Source organism: Mitsuokella apri, from assembly GCF_051886055.1.
GTDB lineage: Bacteria > Bacillota > Negativicutes > Selenomonadales > Selenomonadaceae > Mitsuokella.
In genome coordinates this window covers 48,813-66,927 of sequence record NZ_JBJEXT010000005.1, presented here as the reverse complement: position 1 = coordinate 66,927, position 18,115 = coordinate 48,813, and the positions used below count along the sequence as shown (strand labels likewise).

At 48.8% G+C, this 18,115-nt stretch carries 6 protein-coding genes; all 6 read right to left on the bottom strand.

Going from position 1 to position 18,115, the window contains the following annotated elements; all coding sequences use genetic code 11:
- The coding region (locus ACI4OH_RS00530) for a hypothetical protein (RefSeq protein ID WP_439783929.1) at positions 1 to 194 on the bottom strand (194 nt) is incomplete at its 3' end.
- Positions 195 to 498: 304 nt separating this feature from the next.
- Positions 499 to 7,881 carry an ESPR-type extended signal peptide-containing protein gene (locus ACI4OH_RS00525; protein ID WP_439783928.1) on the bottom strand — a complete coding sequence of 2,461 codons (7,383 nt, stop codon included), beginning with the start codon at positions 7,879 to 7,881 and terminating at the stop codon, positions 499 to 501.
- 162 nt (positions 7,882 to 8,043) lie between these two features.
- On the bottom strand, positions 8,044 to 8,271 hold the full coding sequence (locus ACI4OH_RS00520) for a helix-turn-helix domain-containing protein (protein WP_439783927.1): 228 nt from the start codon (positions 8,269 to 8,271) through the stop codon (positions 8,044 to 8,046).
- Positions 8,272 to 8,312: 41 nt separating this feature from the next.
- A complete protein-coding gene (locus ACI4OH_RS00515; protein ID WP_439783926.1) occupies positions 8,313 to 14,318 on the bottom strand; it encodes an ESPR-type extended signal peptide-containing protein in 6,006 nt (2,001 codons plus the stop codon).
- A gap of 324 nt (positions 14,319 to 14,642) precedes the next feature.
- Positions 14,643 to 16,316, bottom strand: coding sequence for an AAA family ATPase (locus ACI4OH_RS00510; RefSeq protein ID WP_435721410.1), 1,674 nt, complete (start codon positions 16,314 to 16,316; stop codon positions 14,643 to 14,645).
- Between the two features lie 41 nt (positions 16,317 to 16,357).
- Positions 16,358 to 18,016 carry an AAA family ATPase gene (locus ACI4OH_RS00505; RefSeq protein ID WP_439783925.1) on the bottom strand — a complete coding sequence of 553 codons (1,659 nt, stop codon included), beginning with the start codon at positions 18,014 to 18,016 and terminating at the stop codon, positions 16,358 to 16,360.
- Between the last annotated feature and the right edge of the window lie 99 nt (positions 18,017 to 18,115).

Sequence of the window (18,115 nt, the reverse complement as noted above, 5' to 3'; positions counted from 1 at the left end):
CTCCTTATATCATATAATTTAACATATTTTAATAAATTTCTCAATTTTATTATTTTTATAAAATACTTTAAGGGACCATACGGTTTCTCCGCGGCCTGCGCGGCCATCGGCCCTGACAAAGTCAGCAAAACAGCCGCAGTCAGTCCGACTTTTGCCTTAAATGCGCTGCGGCGCCTGCGATGTGAATGCTTCATGACAAAACTCCCCCATATCTCTTCTTTTTTCTGCAAACCATCAGTCAGAGTTGACTGAATTTTAAGGTTACACAAATAATTTTACGGTCTGTTCTAAGATGAAGGTCAAATGACATAAAGCAACATATCCGAATCATGAAAATGCATAAAAAAAGAAACAGCATCCTCGTAAAAGATACTGTTTCCTGAGCAAAAAACACGAAAAATATAATCTTATCGTGATATCTGTCTTGACAGAAAATTTGTCATTTGCATATATCTAAATCATTTTGTCATGCAATCGATATTTTACAGCAGAGTTTTGTCACTTGGCAATGCGCGAGCCGTATACGTCGCGGTAGTCGCCTTTGTCCGGATGGTCCTGGTCGTTGACGCGGACGCGTTCGACTTTGTGGCGGTCGTTGTCCTTGCCGGAGATGCGGTCGACGCGGAAACGGTCGATGTTCTGGACTTTCGTGAGTTCCGGACCGAATTCGTCAACGGAGCGCGCCATATTGCCATCGGACGGAGCGCCATTCTGCAGCGCACGGTAAATGATGGCCGCATATTCGTAGCGGGTCATGGCCCTGTCACCCTTGAATTCGCCATCCGGATAGCCCTGCAGGTAGCCGCGTTCGGCCAGATATTTCACGTACTGATAAGCCCAGTGATTTTCCGGTACATCCGGGAACGTCATCGTGCCCGTGGCCGGCAGGGCCTTTGGCTGCTGACCGGCGGCTTCATAGGCCGCGAGCTTCTGCGAAAGGACATTGACCTGATTCTGCAGGGCCAGAATATCCTTGGCCATGGCCACGCGCGAACGGGTGACGTGGTTGCCCTGACCAAACTTCCAACTGACACCGACATTGACCATGTTTTCCCCGCCGCCGACCGTGCCGCCCACGGACAAAGTCGTATCCTCGTTTGGCTGATAGAAGGCACCGACAGCCGCAGCGTTGGCACCGCGGTAATTGCCGTAGCCGACTGCGAAATCCCATTTGTCGTCGGGGTCGAAATCCTGTGGGTGCAGGGCAGCAAGGGCGGCCGCGCCGGCGCCGACACGGTTGACGCGGTTGCTGACATTGCTGACCTCGCCGCCGAGTTTCTTGAGCTGCGAGACATTGACGGCATCGTCATCGGCCGTGCCGGGGGCGACATTGTGAATCTGATTGCCGCCCATGCTGACATTGCCGTCGCGAATCGTCAGAGAACGATTTGCATCCTCTGTCTTGATAGTCAGGCCGCCGTTGTTGATGGTCGTATTGCCTGCGTTAAACGTGTCGGCATTGACCGTCTTCGCATTGACCGTCGTGACTTCCATGCTGTTCAGGCCCTTGACATCCTTCGCGAGCTTGACCGTCAGCGTGTCCTTGCCATCTGAGACAACACCGATATTGTTGTCCGAAAGCTTCGTGGCATCAGAAATGCCGCCCTTGATATTCGTCGTGCTGTTGAGCTTCTGCTGCAGGGCAGTTCCTGTATCGCCGGCATATTTCATGCCATCGTCAAGTGTCGCAACAGTGTGACCGTCCATGGAGAGACGCTTGATGGAAGTTTTATCATCAACACCATTTGCGGCTTTGTCGGCCTTGATGGCTACTTCATTTGTGCCATCTTTAAAGGTCATTGTACCATTCTGGCCGTCCGTCGTAATCGACTTCGTGCCGTCTTTGCTCTGGACAGTCAGGCTGCCGTCTTTGTCTTTGCCGAGTGTGACATGATCATTGAGGGAAAGCGCATAATTCATGCTGCCATCCTTATTTGTAGTCTGATCGATGACTAAATTGCCAGGTGCACTCGGTTTGCCGTTGACCGTGACAGTCGTATGCTGAGAAGCCTTTTCATAAACCTTTTTTAACTGAGATTCCGTAGCAGCACGGCCGGAATCGCTGTACTGTTCTATGTGGTCTGTATCGAATTCTTTGTTCGTCAGGCCTGTAACGGTGCTCTTATGCTGAGCATTGCCATCCTTTTCGCCTTTGCCATTGATGGTCACCCCGCCGATTTTAGCAATCCCATCACCGATGCGCGTGTTTTGGCCAACATTGATATGGTTCGTCGAAATGCCGTTTTTGTCGATTGTCGTTTTCGTCTTGCCATTCTGGATGGTCAAAGAGCCGGCTTTGACAGTCGTGCTGAAAGTATTTCCCTTGGCATCGGTCTTCGTCAGCGTCGAACCGGCGGCGTTCGTCACATTGCTGACTTTGCTGCCATCGTCATTCGTCTTTTGCATCGTCGTCGAATCGATGTTGAGGTCGCGGTTCAGCGATACCTTAACTGCATTATTTTCTACAGATGTAATGATATTGCCCTTTTTGTCATCGGTACCATCGCTATGATATGTGCCATCACCATTGATGGTAATCGTATGGCCGAGGTCCTGTTTCACGCTCTTGCCGCCGGCAGAAAGACCAAAACCGCCCGTAGTCCCCTTATTAATGATGGCAGACGTAATCTGCATGAGCTGATCCTCGGTAGCCGCGCGGCCGCTAACATAAGTCTTGCCATCCCAAGTCTTGTTGTCAAGACCCGTGACATAAGTTCCAGCTTTATCCGTTACAGCATTTCCAGAACCATCCAGTTTCACGGTAGGATTGCCGTTAGCGTCAACTTCATATTCCGTAAGACGTGTATCGCCTGCTTCATGTTTGCCGATTTTTGCATTATCGGCAGTCACACTGTTCAGGCCCGTTAGGTCCTTATTGAGTTTGATAGACAACGTAGCATTGCCTTCATCGTCGGTGCTGGTAACAACGCCAACATTGGCAGTAGTGCCATCATCAGTCAGGGCATTTTTATCGACCTTATTGTCAGGATGCTTTTTATTATAAGAAGAAATATCACCGACGATATTGACCTGATGGTTCATTTTTACAGCAGCAGCATGGTCATCATTGCCGATGCCAAAGTCGCCCTTGTAGTTCTGGCCATCTTCCATGGTCGCCACTTGATGTTCACCCTGAGCATCCTTATAAACGATGCGGCTGGCTTTTTTGTCTTGTTCTGCAGGAGTCAAGGTATTCGGACCATTGTCGGTCCAGATATCAACAAAAGCCCCCTGCTGACCGTCAGTCGTTTTGGCACCAGTCAAGCTGATGTGGCCACCCGATGCTTTTGTCTGGTCATCACTGTTGGTCCAGATGGATACACCAGTCTGGTTATTCTTGCCGATGACATTGATACGGCCGTCGTTGCCATCCGTAGTTTTGCCGATATTTACCTCATCAGCTAATTTGAACGTGACACTGCCATTTGCAGCTGCCGTTACAATCTGATTTGATGTGCCGTTAAAAGCTACGGAATCCTTGAGTTTATTTTGTCCTTTTGTGTTGTTGTCACCTGTATATTTCAAATCGACAGCATCAGCAGCTTTGCCATAATCAACGGACAAATCATAAACATCATGTTCAGCATCTTTGCTCGATGTTACTTTAACCGACTGATCCGAAGATTTAACAATCGTTCGACGAGCATCCGTAATATTCTTGATATCACCGATATTGGCACCATTTGTCAGGGTATTATAAGTAGGGTTCCCCTTCTCATCTATACCATCGGAGCCGCTGCCCATCTTCTTGACCTGATTATTACCGAAGCTGATATTGCCGTCGTTGATGACGATATTTTTGTCAACATCGGCATTTTTAATCGTGATTCCCTCTTTATTCAGGGTTGTTTTGCCATTCGTGACGCCATCATTATTCATGACAGTGCCGCCCGTGGTCACGCTGCTGACTTTTACATCATTGGCGAGTTTTACGGTCATCGTATTATTCTTTGCATCTGCAATAACGCCGATATTGCCATCACTGAGTTTACTGTTGTCATTAATACCGCCTTTGATGGTCATAGCCTGATCTGAATTCCTATGCAGAACATTCTGGTCAGCTGCCGAAGTTGCGCCAATAGTCGAGTTATCACCGGCGAAACGCAGCGGCTGCGTGCGCAGGAAGAGCTGGCTGCCGTTGACGGCATCGGTACTCTTTTCGCTGACAAGGCCGGCCGCGACATTCTGTATACGACGTTCACTGCCGACACTGCCAACAGTTACAACGCCAGCAGCTTTCTGGCCAGCTGCATTCCTGTCATAAGTACCTGTATACTCACTGCTGCCTGCGGTCCGGTCTGTCACACTGGCTGAGGCGGCCGAATACGTCCCTAAATAAACGGAATTAGCGACGTTGGCCGTGACGTTCGAACCGAGAATCTGGATATTAGATAAAGGAGTTCCGCCAGTCCCGTCCTTTTTAGGAAGTTCCGAACTGCCCTCGACCGTGTTGTCGTTGCCCATGACAGTAACGTCCTCAATCGGCATGGTATTATCATGGAGAGTTACCTTATTATTGGTACCGGTGATATTGATTCTATCGAGATTGCTGGCATCCTTTGGATCATTTTCAGCGCTGCCCTGTACAGTGTTCTGGTTGCCGCTGACCGTAACATTGGTGATGCCAGTTGCATCATGGCGGGTGATGTTATTGCCATTGCCGATTAAACTATTGTCGTGTACCAGAGGATTTGGCTGAAGTGCTTCATCCTGGTCATTCGTGATACTGCTGCCCGTACCAAAGATATTGACGTTCACACCTTTTGTCGAGGATGAACCATTGCCGATAACCGCGGCGCTGCTGCCATGGTCAGCCTTGGCATTTGTACCCATAGCGATGGAATTATCCGAGCTGTCATCCACTGCGTTTGTACCAATCGCTACCGAATCATTGCCTGAAGCCGTGGCGCTGTCACCGATGGCATTGGCCCCTCTGCCGATGCTCTTAGCCTCTGCACCCATGGCCACACCGCGCGTATCCGAAGTTTCGGCTAAATAACCGATGGCGATGGATTCTTTGCTGCCGTTCATGCCGGTGCCGTTTTTCTGTTTTGTCGCAGCTCTTGAGCCAATGGCCAGGGAATTATCGCCGGCAGACTGGGCACCAGCACCTATGGCCGTATTATAATGGTAGCCAACTTCGGCCTTCGTTTCGTTCATCGTTACCTTGCCGTCATCGCCAGTCGTCTTATAACCGGCACCAATGGCGATACTGCCTTCGCTTTCGGCCGTAACGTTATTGCCGACGGCCACACTGCGTTCCTGCGTCGCCTTGGCAATGACGCCCATGGCCATCGAGTTCGTGCCGACGGCACCGTCGTTGTTGTAATTGTTGGTTGACGTGCTCTTATCGTCGGTCTTGACCGAATAATAATGAACTTTGGCGTCCGTGACGGCCTGATCCATCTGCCCTTTATTGACCGCATCTGTAGCATCGATACCGTCTTTGACATTCTTGATTTGTACAACATTGCCATTATCGTCTTTTAAGCTAACGTATTCATTATTCGGGCCTGAATACGTCACGGCATTGCCGCTGGTACTGCCGCTTGGCTGGGCCTTTTTGATCTGGGAGTTTAAATTATCCTGCAGGGCTTTCAACTGTTTAATTGTTGCGGCATCCTGATCAGCCGCGCCATCGGCAACATTGACGATGCGGCGCAGGCCATGGTCGCTGACAGCCGTGTCGCCATTGCCTACGGAAACCACCTGTGTCGTAGTCGTGCCGGTCAAATAGGCATTGCCGCTGGCCATATCTGCCGTTGCCAAGGAACCGCTGCCGACGGCGATATTACCCGTACCGCGGGCAATGGATTCTTCCCCCAAAGCCATGGACTTGTCGCCTTCAGCCAGCGAGGTGAAGCCTACTGCCGTTGCGCCGTTACCTGTTGCTTTTGCCGTTGCGCCGACAGCTGTGCCCTGTGTCGTGGCAGCGGTATTTGCGCCTAAAGCTGTAGCTTCGGATATTGCCGTGTCGTTGTCGTAATGATTGGCGTGAAAGCCTAAGGAAATATTGTAGCCTGCCAGAGAATCCTGTGTGGAGCCGGCTGTCTTATCGCCAAGATGCGTGCCCGCGCCGGAACCGATGGCGATGTTGTAATTGCCCTTGACGTCACTGCCCGAACCAAAACCAAGGGCAATATCTTCCTGGCCGTCAATGTTCTGGCCAGCTGCATTGCCGATAACGACGTGCGAACCATTGACATGATTTTTGTCGCCGACCATGCCTTTGCCTGCGTTAGGACCGACGACAACAGAATTTTCCGCATCCGCTACAGCCCCATGGCCAATGGAAACAACATTATCCGCATTCGCCGTTGTGCCGCTGCCAATGGCCACACCCTGACTGCCGGCAGCCTCTGTGCCCTTGCCGATGGCGACTGCTTCTATATAAGAAGCTTTTGCGCCGTCACCAATTGCCAGTGCCTCCGTATAAACAGCATTGGCATTCGTGCCAATGGCCAAAGCATTAACTTTTTGTGCATGAGCACCATTGCCGATGGCCGTGGCTCCTGTGCTTTCATTATTGACCGTAGCCCCTGCACCAATGGCCATGGCATTTTCCGAAACGGTCTTGCTCTGCGTACCGATGGCGATGCCGTTTTTCGAAATCGTACGACCTTCTGCATCCGTCGAACCGCTGGCATCATTCATGACGATGGCACCGTCGCCGAGGGCAATGGCCGAGTTACCACGCGCATTGGCAGCATTGCCGATGGAAATGCTGTTCTTGCCGCCACTGACCATCAAAATGGCCGTGCCGTCATCGGCCTTCATGCCGCTGCGGGCACCCGTGATGGCTCCATGACCGAGAGCGATACCGTTTTGGGCCGCGCTGACTACTTCGGAATTTGTGCCAATAGCCGTAGCATTGGCAGCGGCTGCTTCGGCGCCTTTATTGCGGACTTTATCCATATCTGTGCTGGTGCCGGTCTCGGTCCGTATTTCTCCACCGATGGCAATGGCGCCATTACCGCTGGCCTCAGCCTGAACGCCAATGGCAATGGCTTTTTCGCTGGAAGCTGCCGCGTTTTTACCTACTGCTAAAGCATCTTTGCCCGTAGCCTTGGCATCGTCATCCGTGCCTTTTGAATTAGCGCGGAAATATTTGATGCCCGACTTATCACCGCTCAGGCCTAAACTTGCGTTGACTTTCTGCAATGCGCTAATGGCCGTGGCATTCTGGTCAATTGAATTTTTGTTGGTTGCAATAGCCGACTTGTTCGTCTCGATGGACGTTTTATTATTGGCAATGTCGGACTTGTTTTTCTCAATAGCCGTTTTGTTAGTGGCAATGTCCGACTTATTTTTGTCGATAGCCGACTTATTGCTGGCAATGGCAGTCGAGTTATTGTCAATCTTTGTCGTATTGGCTGTAATATTATTGGCGTTTGTCTCCGTCGCCGTTTTATTTGCAGCGATTGACGTCTTATTGGCCGCGATATCATTTTTATTTTTTTCAATCGCTGTAGCATTCTTGCTGATATTTTCCTTATTCGTTTTAATATCAGCCGCATTTTGGTCAATCTGCGTTTTATTATTCGTCGTCTTCGTAGTCACGGCCTCAAGATCCGTTTTTGTCGCCGCATCAGGCGCCGCGATGACGATGTTTTTGCCTGTATCGTCTTTGGTAACAGAGATGTTAGCCCCTGCCTCAATGGTATCGCCTGCATTGACTGTAGTTGATGCCGCTGCCGCACAGGTACCGCCCGAAAACAACAAAGATGAGAGCAGCGCGGCCGTGGGCAGGATGCCGGCAGAATGGTGGACGTGTCTTCCCGTGGAGCGTTTCGGTGCTTTGCCGCCGTTTTTGGCGATTTCCGGGACGACTTCGTATTGCCCCTTTGTGCGATTGAAAATTACTTTATATACCCGATTCAAAGCGATTCCTCTTTTCCCTATTTTCCAGATGTCTATATATTTCCGCGCAAATAAAATCATCGCACACCCACTCGCCATCTTTGCGGATGGGTCGTTGACATGCGATGATTTTCATTTCACACTCCCTATTTGTCTATGCGTAATAGGAATCCTGAATTTTTATCAGAATGTCTCACTGAGTCCCGTGAGGTAGTCGAGGGAGACATGGTAGTATTTGGCTAATTCCACCATCTTGTCGACGGGAATTTTGCGTTTGCCGAGTTCGTACATGCCGTACGAGACCTGGCTGCAATGAATGACCTTGGCAACGTCGCTCTGTGACAGATTGTTCTGGATGCGCAGGTCCTTGAGTCGTGTCGACCAAATGTGGAGTTTGTGTGCAGCTTTCATAATTTCACTTCCTTAATATAAGGGATTGCCGAAAATGCGGCTCAGGCTTTATCCTTCTCGACTTTGGCGAGAATCTCGTTGACCTTCTGCTCAAGGGCGTCAATGCGCTTATCCTTCTCGGCATTTTCCTTCTTGAGGGTGTCAATCTCCTGCGACTGCTCGTTGATGACTTTGGCCATCTGCGTCTTCGTCAGGGCATGGTGGTTCGAGCCGCCAGGGCCAAACTTGACCGTGACGCCAGCGTTGATGCCGGCATCGCCGTTGCCGAACGAAGCACCGATGCTGAAGAGACTGTTCTCATCCGGCTGGTAGAACACGCCAACCGCGCCGGCATTCGAATTGCGGTAATGGCCGTAGCCGAGAGCGTACTGGGCCTTGTCGTCCGGGTCAAACTCCTGCATCGGGTGCAGAGCTGCCAAAGCATTGCTGCCCGCCGCCGCACGGCTGATGTCATTCTCGACATGGCTGTAGGCCGAATTCATATCCTGATAAATCTGCTGCGCGCTGGCTGCGGCCATATCATTGACATAACCGACATTTGCCGCAGAATTCCGGTCGCTCGTGTCCGTCTTCACGCCCGTGATTACACGGCTCGTCGAATTGCCGGACGAATCCTTGCCGCTGACATCAATCTTGGTTGCAGTGTCGCTGCCGCCAATCTTGATTGTCTTGCCATCACTGTTGATGAGGTCGCTGTTCTTCTTGACCTGAGTATCGAGGTTCGTGAGGTTCTGGGCCGTGGTATTGGCTTGCTTGATGTAAGAACCATCAGTGGACGGACGGAGTTCGTTGTAAACGGTATCGCCGGTGACAAGCTGTTTGTTGCCACTTTCTACCTTGCCCGTGCCAATCGCATCACCCCAAGCATCTTCGTTGGCTTTCACAGCATCAGCAGAAGCTGCTTTTCCATCAGAGCCTTTCAGATTCTTGCCGATGTTAGAAGCATTGATATTCGCCTTATTCTGACCCAAAGATTCGATGGCCGCAGTGTTCTTTTCAATGTTGCCGGAGTTTGTCTGAATAGCAGCGGTATTCTGTTCAATAGCTTTACCATTCTTTTCAATGTTGCTGGAGTTGGTTGCTACCTGAGCAGAAGTCTGTTCAACCGTCTTACTGATTTTTTCAATGTTGCTGGAATTGGTCTTGATGTCAGCGCTATTCTGTTCAATAGCCTTACCGTTCTTTTCAATGTTGCCAGCATTGGTCTTGATAGCAGCTGTGTTCTGTTCAATGGCTTTGCTGTTCTTTTCGATGTTGCCAGCATTGGTCTTGATAGCAGCGCTGTTTTGTTCGATGGCTTTGCTGTTCTTTTCGATATTGTCGGCATTGGTCTTAATGGCAGCACTATTCTGTTCAACGGCTTTGCCGTTCTTTTCGATATTGTCGGCATTGGTTTTAATGGCGGCGCTGTTTTGCTCAATGGCCTTACTGTTCTTTTCGATGTTGCCAGCATTGGTCTTGATGGCGGCACTGTTCTGTTCGATAGCCTTGCCGTTCTTTTCGATGTTGCTAGCGTTAGTCTTGATGGCAGCGCTGTTCTGTTCAATAGCCTTACCATTCTTTTCGATGTTGCTAGCGTTAGTCTTGATAGCTTCGCTATTGGCGTTGGCTTTAGCATCTACATCATTGACCTGTTTTACCGTAGCTGCATCAGTATCATCTTTGCCTTGTGCTACATTGGTAATCTTGTTGTTGCTGACGCTGACATCACCGCCGCGGATAGTGGTCTTGCCATCCGTGCCGAATTCAATCTTGGCACCGGTTGTAGTCGTGCCGCTGGTGGTCTGATTGCTGATGGAGGAGATACCGGTCAGGTCTTTGGCCAGCTGAACTTTCAGCTTGCCTTTGTCGTTGTTCACACCGATGTTGCCTTCAGTCAGAGTACCTGTTGCACCGCCGATGATATCCACCGTGTTGTTCAGTTTCTTGGCAATGACTTTATCAGTATTCGTCTGTCCATCATCGCCAGCAAATTTCAGGCCATCTTCCATGGTAGCCGCCTGATGGTCTCCCGCTGCATCTGTGTAGACAATGCGGTTAATGCCATTCGTGCCATCGACACCATTGGCACCTTTGATGCCTTTATTTGCATCATCAGTGCCCTGCTTGATGGTAATGTCGACTTCTGCATTCTTGCCATCCGCACCGGCAGGTCCTACGAGGCCAATGGTACCAGGCTTGCCATCTTTGCCCGGCGTACCAACAACGATCTTGTCCAGTCCGCCATGGAGAGCGTCATAGACAGTCTTACCGGTTACAAGCTGACCACTGCCATCTTCAGCCTTATCAGTGATTTTGCCAGTACCAATGGCTGTGCCCCAGTTGTCCAGATTTTCTTTCTGCTTTTCTGTATCAGTAATATGGGTACCGATGTTGGAAGCGTTGACGTTTGCTTTGTCTGCTAACTTCGTATCCGTATTGCCAGCTTCTTTTGTAATCATGCTATGGACATCACCGATGTTGGCAGCATTGGATTTATCTGTTTCAGCATAGGTTCCATCCGTTGCAGTCAAGCCGCTCTTAACGTCTGTGATCTTACCTTTGTTGACGCTGATGCTGCCATCATCCTTCAAGTCAATCTTTGCACCTGTAGTAGTCTTGCTATCTCCCTCACCAGTCGTTTTCTGGTTGCCGATGGAAGTAATGCCCGTCAGGTCTTTGGCCAGCTTAATCGTCAACTGTCCCGGAGTCTTTACTGTGCCATCAGCATTGTATTCGGTATCTGTTGCGACAACACCAATGTTTCCTGTACTCAGATCAGCTGCTTTTTTCTGTTTGTTCTTATCCGTGATACCCTGATTGATATCACCAACAACGTTCAACTCATTATCCAGTTTGACTTTTGCCGTTGTACCGAAATCATCCGTGAATTTCAAGCCATCGTCGAGAGTAGCGAAAGTGCGCTTGGTAGTCCCATCTTGGTAAACGACACGGGTAATCCCATCCTTGCCGTTCTTGCCATCAACACCATCAACACCTCGTTCCGTCTTGATGATGGTTGTAGCAAAAGCATTTTTACCATCTTCACCTTTTGCACCAGTCTGACCGACAATACCGATGGAACCATCTTTACCGTCTTTACCATCCTTGCCATCTTTGCCGACTGTGATGTTGTCCAGTCCACCATGGAGAGCGTCATAAACTTCACCGCCGGTGACAAGCTGTTTAGATCCGTTAGTAGAAGCATCTGTTGCTTTAGAATCCGCAACCTTGCCTGTGCCAATAGCTGCAGCCCAGGCATCTTCGTTTTCTCTGATTTCATCAGTCGAAGCAGCGTTCTTACCGTCAGAATCTTTCAAGTTGGCACCAATATTATCAGCAGCTACATTCGCCTTATCTTTAAGAGCCGTAGTTGAATCACTGGAAAGTTTTTCGCCCAGTTTCTTGAGCTGTGCTACGTTGACTGCATCCGTATCGCTGAAACCAGCTGCTACGTTTGTGATTTTACGAGTCGTTGTACCGTTGGCGCCGACGGAAACAGCACCAGTAGTTGATCTCCAAGTTGCAGACGTTTCTGTCGAAGCCTTGTTATCTGACGTGGATGTAGGATCATACCCTTCTGTATTGACATCGGCAGTTGCTATAGAATTGCTACCGATAGCTACGCCGCCATCTACACTGACATCCGCATTATGACCGAGGACTACAGCTTCAGAAGCATTCAGTGCTTTCTTTTCATTATCGGCAGAACCAACGACCACATTGTTGTTTTTACCATCCAAGCTGTGATTATCGCCAAAGACGATGTTATTGTTACTGCTGGAAAGAGTATTCTTCGAACCAATGATGTAATCATGCTTACCATTGGTCAGTTCGTTCTGGAAGCCATCAACGTAGTTGTACTGAGTAGAAGTTCCTTCATTATATGTAGCATCACTGCCGGTAACTGTGTTGCCAACACCGACGACCTGAGTCATGTAGGCTTTATCGACACTGTTGCCACCGCCGATGGTCATGACCTGGGCACCACTTTTAGGAACGGCATCCTGCAAAGCCTTCTTAAGGGCATCTACATCTTTCTTTGCAACGGCACTCTTAATTGCCGACAACGCATCCTTATCAAGGTCGCGATAAGAATTCGTCACGCTGTTGCCTGCACCGACGATGATGGCTGCATTGGAGTCAGTCGTCATATTGGCTTGACCAACGATGCTGTTGGCTACGCCGCTGTAAGTCTTTTGCGTATCCGTATTGTTGTTGACGTTAACAGTACCGACTGAAACAGCCGCAGCCCCCTGCAGACCGGAGCCTATAACACCGGAGTAGGAACCGGCAACCGTTGAGGCAATACCAGTTGTACCGGTTTCAAAACCTGCTGCCATACCTGCAATATTAGAAGCATCAGCGCCGTCATTATCTGCATTAGTTCTAAAATTACCAAGCTTAATGCCATCTTTGACAGAGTAATACTTGGTCTTAGCCGCACCAATGGCTTTATCACGAGCCTGTTGTTCTGCATAAAGCTGGGCTCCATTGACTGCATCTGTACTCGTTTCGCTAAGAGCGCCGGCTTTGACATTGGTAATGGTGGTGCCAGCTGTGCCGCCGGCGAGGGCAATCTTTGTCTTATCGACGATTTTATCGGCAGCCATATCATACTTGACAGTACTGCTATCAATATCAGAAAGCTGGGTGTCCAAGGCTTTTAGATTCTCTGCAGTTGTGCTAGCTTTTTTCACATACGTGCCATCTTCTGGCCGTACTTCGCTATATACCGTACCACCAGTAACGAGCTGCTTGCTGCCATTGGTATCCGCATCGCTGGCCTTGGAATCCGCTACGCTACCAGTGCCCAAAGCTTTGCCCCACTTATTTTCATTGGCTGTGATTTCTTCTTTTTCTGCAGCAGCTTTTTTATCAGCATCAGTAATTTTCTTCGTATCATCACTGAAGTTATTGAAATTCAAACCGACGTTTCCAGCAGTAACATCTGCTTTGCCGCTGAGACCTACAGTTGTACCACTGCCGCCGGAAATCTTAGCATTCTGAATCGCATCGTAAACCGTGCCCCCAGTAACGAGATTATCATCACCAGAAGTTACCTGTCCTGTCTCGATATTAACGGAATATTCTTTTACACTGCCGTTCATCTTAGAAGAAACAGTGGTATGAGCGCCATCCACAATATCAATGGCTTTTTGAGCATCTGCATAAATTACAGAATGACCATCAGGAGTGATATTGTTGAGGCTTATATTCGCTTTATTACTATTGATAGTCGTTACGGCTGTACTCAACTGGCCTACGGTAACGGCATCATTATCGTCTGCACCATCTGCAACATTCGAAATGCGGCGTTTGATGCTGTTTGAACCTACAGACACGTAATTGGCGACTGGTGTCCCATCTTTTGCATACGTTTTCTTTGTAGAATCAAGAGTCATCGTTGCATCAGAATTAGCACCAATGGCGATGTTATCGTTTGTTGCCTGAGCCTGATAGCCGATGGCAACAGATTTCTTACTTGCATTAGCATTCTTTTTATCTGTATCGCTGATATTTTCCCAAGGATCCGCAGAAGCCCCATAACCAATAGCAACAGATCCTGTACCGGTTGCATCAGCCTCTGAGCCAATAACTACCACATCCGTGCCGGTTCCCGGTTTGACGACACTATTAGCATCATATTTTGAACCTATAAATATGCTATCCTTCGACATTGGCTGTAAGCGATCTCCGATAACGATAGTATGATCACCAGCCTGAGTATGAACACCAATGGTAATGGCATGTTCACCTAATGCACCGTTGTTATTGACGCCGATTCCACCTGGTTGATAGTTTTGAGACTCATTATTTTCTTCAGTTTTATGCTGAACACCTATATATTGCCAACCTGTGGTATCCGTTTTATCTGCCGCTTCTGCATTCACCGGCCCAAACGCAAAGGTAAACGCTCCCAACGCAAGCAAAACGGACATTGTCAGCGCCGCTTTCTGCTGCCCGCCATTGCCATGCGAGCTTTTGACGTGACTTTTCGCAAGCTCCGAGACAACAATGTAGCATTGCTTGACTTTACTGTAGATGACTTTATATATTTTATTCATCTTATGGTTCCCCCTACGATATTAAATCTTGCTTAGCCTTTAATATTGACTTAAGCATACGGCCTCATCTCGCAAGAGGGTCAATACAGTATGTTTTGACGTCTTCTCTGGCTTTTAAAACAGAAGAAAATAAAAAAGGCGGCCATATTCCTCAAGGAATGGTCGTCTTTTCTTTGTCATTATGCTGTTTTATGGAACGTTGGCACAGAATCTTCAAGATTTCATCTTTATGGGCGCCTTTTTGTCACTAAGTATGACATCATTTTGTTTTGTCATCCAATTTCATACTGTTTTAGCAATACATTACGTTTTATGCGTGTTGTTTTAGTCCGACTTTTTCGGTACGGCGACGTATATTTTTTTGCCGCAAAAGGCCATGCCGTACTTCCAGACCTCGGTGAGTCCGCGCTTCTTGAATTCGGTATCGTAGGCGCGGTCCTCAATCTGGGCAAGGGCTTCTTCGGCCTTAGTCTGCAGTTCATCTTCATTGGCCGCGGCCTTGAATTCCATGATGACGCCGGCTTTTTGCGCGTCTTTGGGGAAGATGGCAAGGTCAAAACGCCCATAGCCGCTTTCGCGATTCGATTCGACTGCATAGCCGCTGCCCTGCAGAAGAGCAGTCAGGCCCAGCATAAAACCATGGTAGAAACTCTCTTTATTTGCCGTGTCAAATGTGCTGGCCATCCCAGTCAGGATTTTCTGCAGCTGACGGGCAAAACGGACATGGTCACCATGAAACAGATAATCAAATAAATCATCGAAAGTATCCGTATCAATTCCGTGTGCCAGGTGATTGAGGATTTCCGTTGCGTAAACGTCCCGGATTTCGTCATTTGGAATGCGCAGGGCATAGCGGTTGCGGCGCGTGCGTGAAGCCGACTCTGCCGTCAAATAGCCCGTTGTCAGCAAAAGCGTATAAAGTGCGCTTTTATCTCTGCCAATATCCTCGTAAATCACGCGTTCATTAAGGGTCACCGAAATCGTGCCGCCCGCCAATAAATTCTGCAAAGCCTCAATGCGTTCGGCATCCGCGTGCTCCAGCAGTACGTGCAAAATACCATTGGCCGAGGTGTTGACCCAGTAATCGCCAAATTCGCCATTGCGGAAAAAGTTGATGACCGACCAAGGATTGTACATTTCGGTCTGGCCAAAGCGATAGCCATCGTACCATTGCTTAATTTCCGGCAGTTTGTCACTCATGCCGAGGTCCTCAGCCATCTTTTTGACTTCATCCGGCGTAAAGCCGATCACATCGTCATAGCGCGTGCTGAGTACGGAGCAGACGTCAAGATTATTGAGGTCGCTGAAAATGCTTTCCTTCGCCACGCGCAGCACACCCGTCATCACGGCAAATTCCAGATTTTCATTGCCCTTAAGCACGGAGCCGAGCATCTGCTTCATGAAGGAAATGCACTCTTTGTAGAAACCATTTTCCCATGCCTGCTGAATCGGTGCGTCATATTCGTCAATGAGCAGAATGACTTTTTTGCCGTGATGCTGGCGAAGCATCTCCATCCAGATGGCAAGAAACATCTGCATCTCGGAAATATCCGCTTTTCTTTGCTTCAACGCTGTAAAACGAGCCTTCAAGTCCTCGTCAACACGCGGACTTTCTTCCAGATAAGCACAGGAAATAAACCAATTGCTGATCCAAGAACGAAAAGTATCCAACATTTTCTCCCACGTGATATCCTTAAGATCCTTCAACGATACAAAGATCACCGGATACTGCCCACGTTCCTGCATGTATTTTTGTCCAGCCCGCTCAACGGCGAGCCCGTCAAAAAGAAAACGGCTCTCCTGCTCGCGCTGCAGCGAAAAGAAATAATCGAGCATGCTCATCGTCAGTGTTTTGCCGAACCGCCTTGGACGCGTCAAAAGCGTCACGGCACTGTGTTCATCGATGAGCTGCCGGATAAAATCCGTCTTGTCGACAAAATAATACCCTGCCCGCAGTGTTCCAAAATCATCGATGCCAATCGGCATGGCTTTTTTCATAAACTCACCTCGTCCCGACTTACTTAACGGATATGATCTGTTCATGCTTTTACAGAAATCTTCTTGCCACAAAAGGCAATGCCGTACTTCCATACATTCATAATGCCGCGTTTCTGGAATTCAGCATCATAGGCTTTTTCTGCAATCTGACGAAGGGCATCTTCGGCCTTAGTCTGCAGTTCATCTTCGCTGGCCGCGGCCTTGAATTCCATGATGACGCCGGCTTTTTTCGTGTCTTTGGGGAAGATGGCAAGGTCAAAACGCCCGTAGCCGCTTTCGCGATTCGACTCGATGATATAATCCGGTACAAAAAGAGCTGTCATGCCCAGCATGAAGCCATGGTAGAAACTTTCTTTATTGGCGGCGTCGTAAGTGCTGACAAGGCTGCGAATGTAGGAAGTCAGCCCCTCGGCGAACGCTTCCGCTCTTCCCTGCATGAGATTGTCAAGCAGATTGGACAGGCGTGCCATAGAACGGCCTTGACGTGTCTTATTGAGGACTTCATAGCGATAAATGTCCTGCACTTCACGATTGGGAATCATGAGTTCGCAGATGAGTCCGCCAATGCCGCGCCGGCGGCTCTTGATGGTCAAATAGCCTGTGGTCAGCAGCATGGTATAAAGTGCATCCTCATCCTCACCGATGTCGTCATAGATGACGCCTTCTCTTATCGCCGTCTGGATGCTTGCCCCTGACAAGAGAGACTGCAGGTTCTGTATCGTATCGTCATTGGCCTGCTGCAGCATCTCGCGGATAATGCCATTGCCCGAGGTATTGACCCAATAATCGCCAATCTCGCCATTGCGGAAAAAGTTGATGACGGACCACGGATTGTAGATTTCTGCCTGACCAAAGCGATAGCCGTCGTACCATTGCTGGATTTCCGGCAGTCTGTCCTCCATGCCGAGGTCAGCGGCCATCTTTTCGACTTCTGCCGGCGTAAAGCCGATGGCATCATCGTATTGCGAGCTCAAGACAGAGCAAACATCAAGATTGTTGAGGTCACTGAAGATGCTTTCCTTGGCAACGCGCAGGACACCCGTGAGAACGGCAAATTCAAGGTCATCGTTGCTCTTTAAGGCACTGCCAAGCATCTGTTTCATAAAGGAAATACATTCCTTATAAAAACCGTTCTCCCATGCCTGCTGAATCGGTGCATCATATTCATCAATGAGCAAGATGACTTTTTTGCCATAATGCTGATGTAGCAGGTCCAGCAAAAATGATAATGCATAGGAAAGTTCATCCAATGATGCCTGCCGATCAATAATTTTGCTGAAGAACTTTTTGCTGTCTGCTAATATCGTCGGACTTTGCTCTAAATAACGAAACCGCATAAAAAGACTGCTGAAAAAAATCCGAAAATACGCTTGCATTGAGATCCAATCCAAGGCATTCGTATCTTTCAGCGTTATAAAAACCACTGGATACTGACCACGTTCAGACATATAGGACGCCCCAGCCCGTTCAATGGCTAGTCCATCAAAAAGATGACGGGATTCTTTTTCCTTGTCAATCGCAAAGAAGTATTTAAGCATATTCATCGTCAGCGTTTTGCCAAAACGCCGCGGACGCGTCAAAAGCGTTACTTTGCTGTGCTGGTCGATGAGCTGCCGGATAAAATCGGTCTTGTCAACAAAATAATAACGTCCGCGCAGCTCCTGAAAGTCCTCGATGCCAATCGGCATGGCTTTTTTCATGTCTTCACCTCATCTCATTTTGCATGTTTCCTTCATTATAACATAGGCACCTAACAGACGGCATGAAAAAAGACTGCAGAGGCAGTGAGCCCCTGCAGT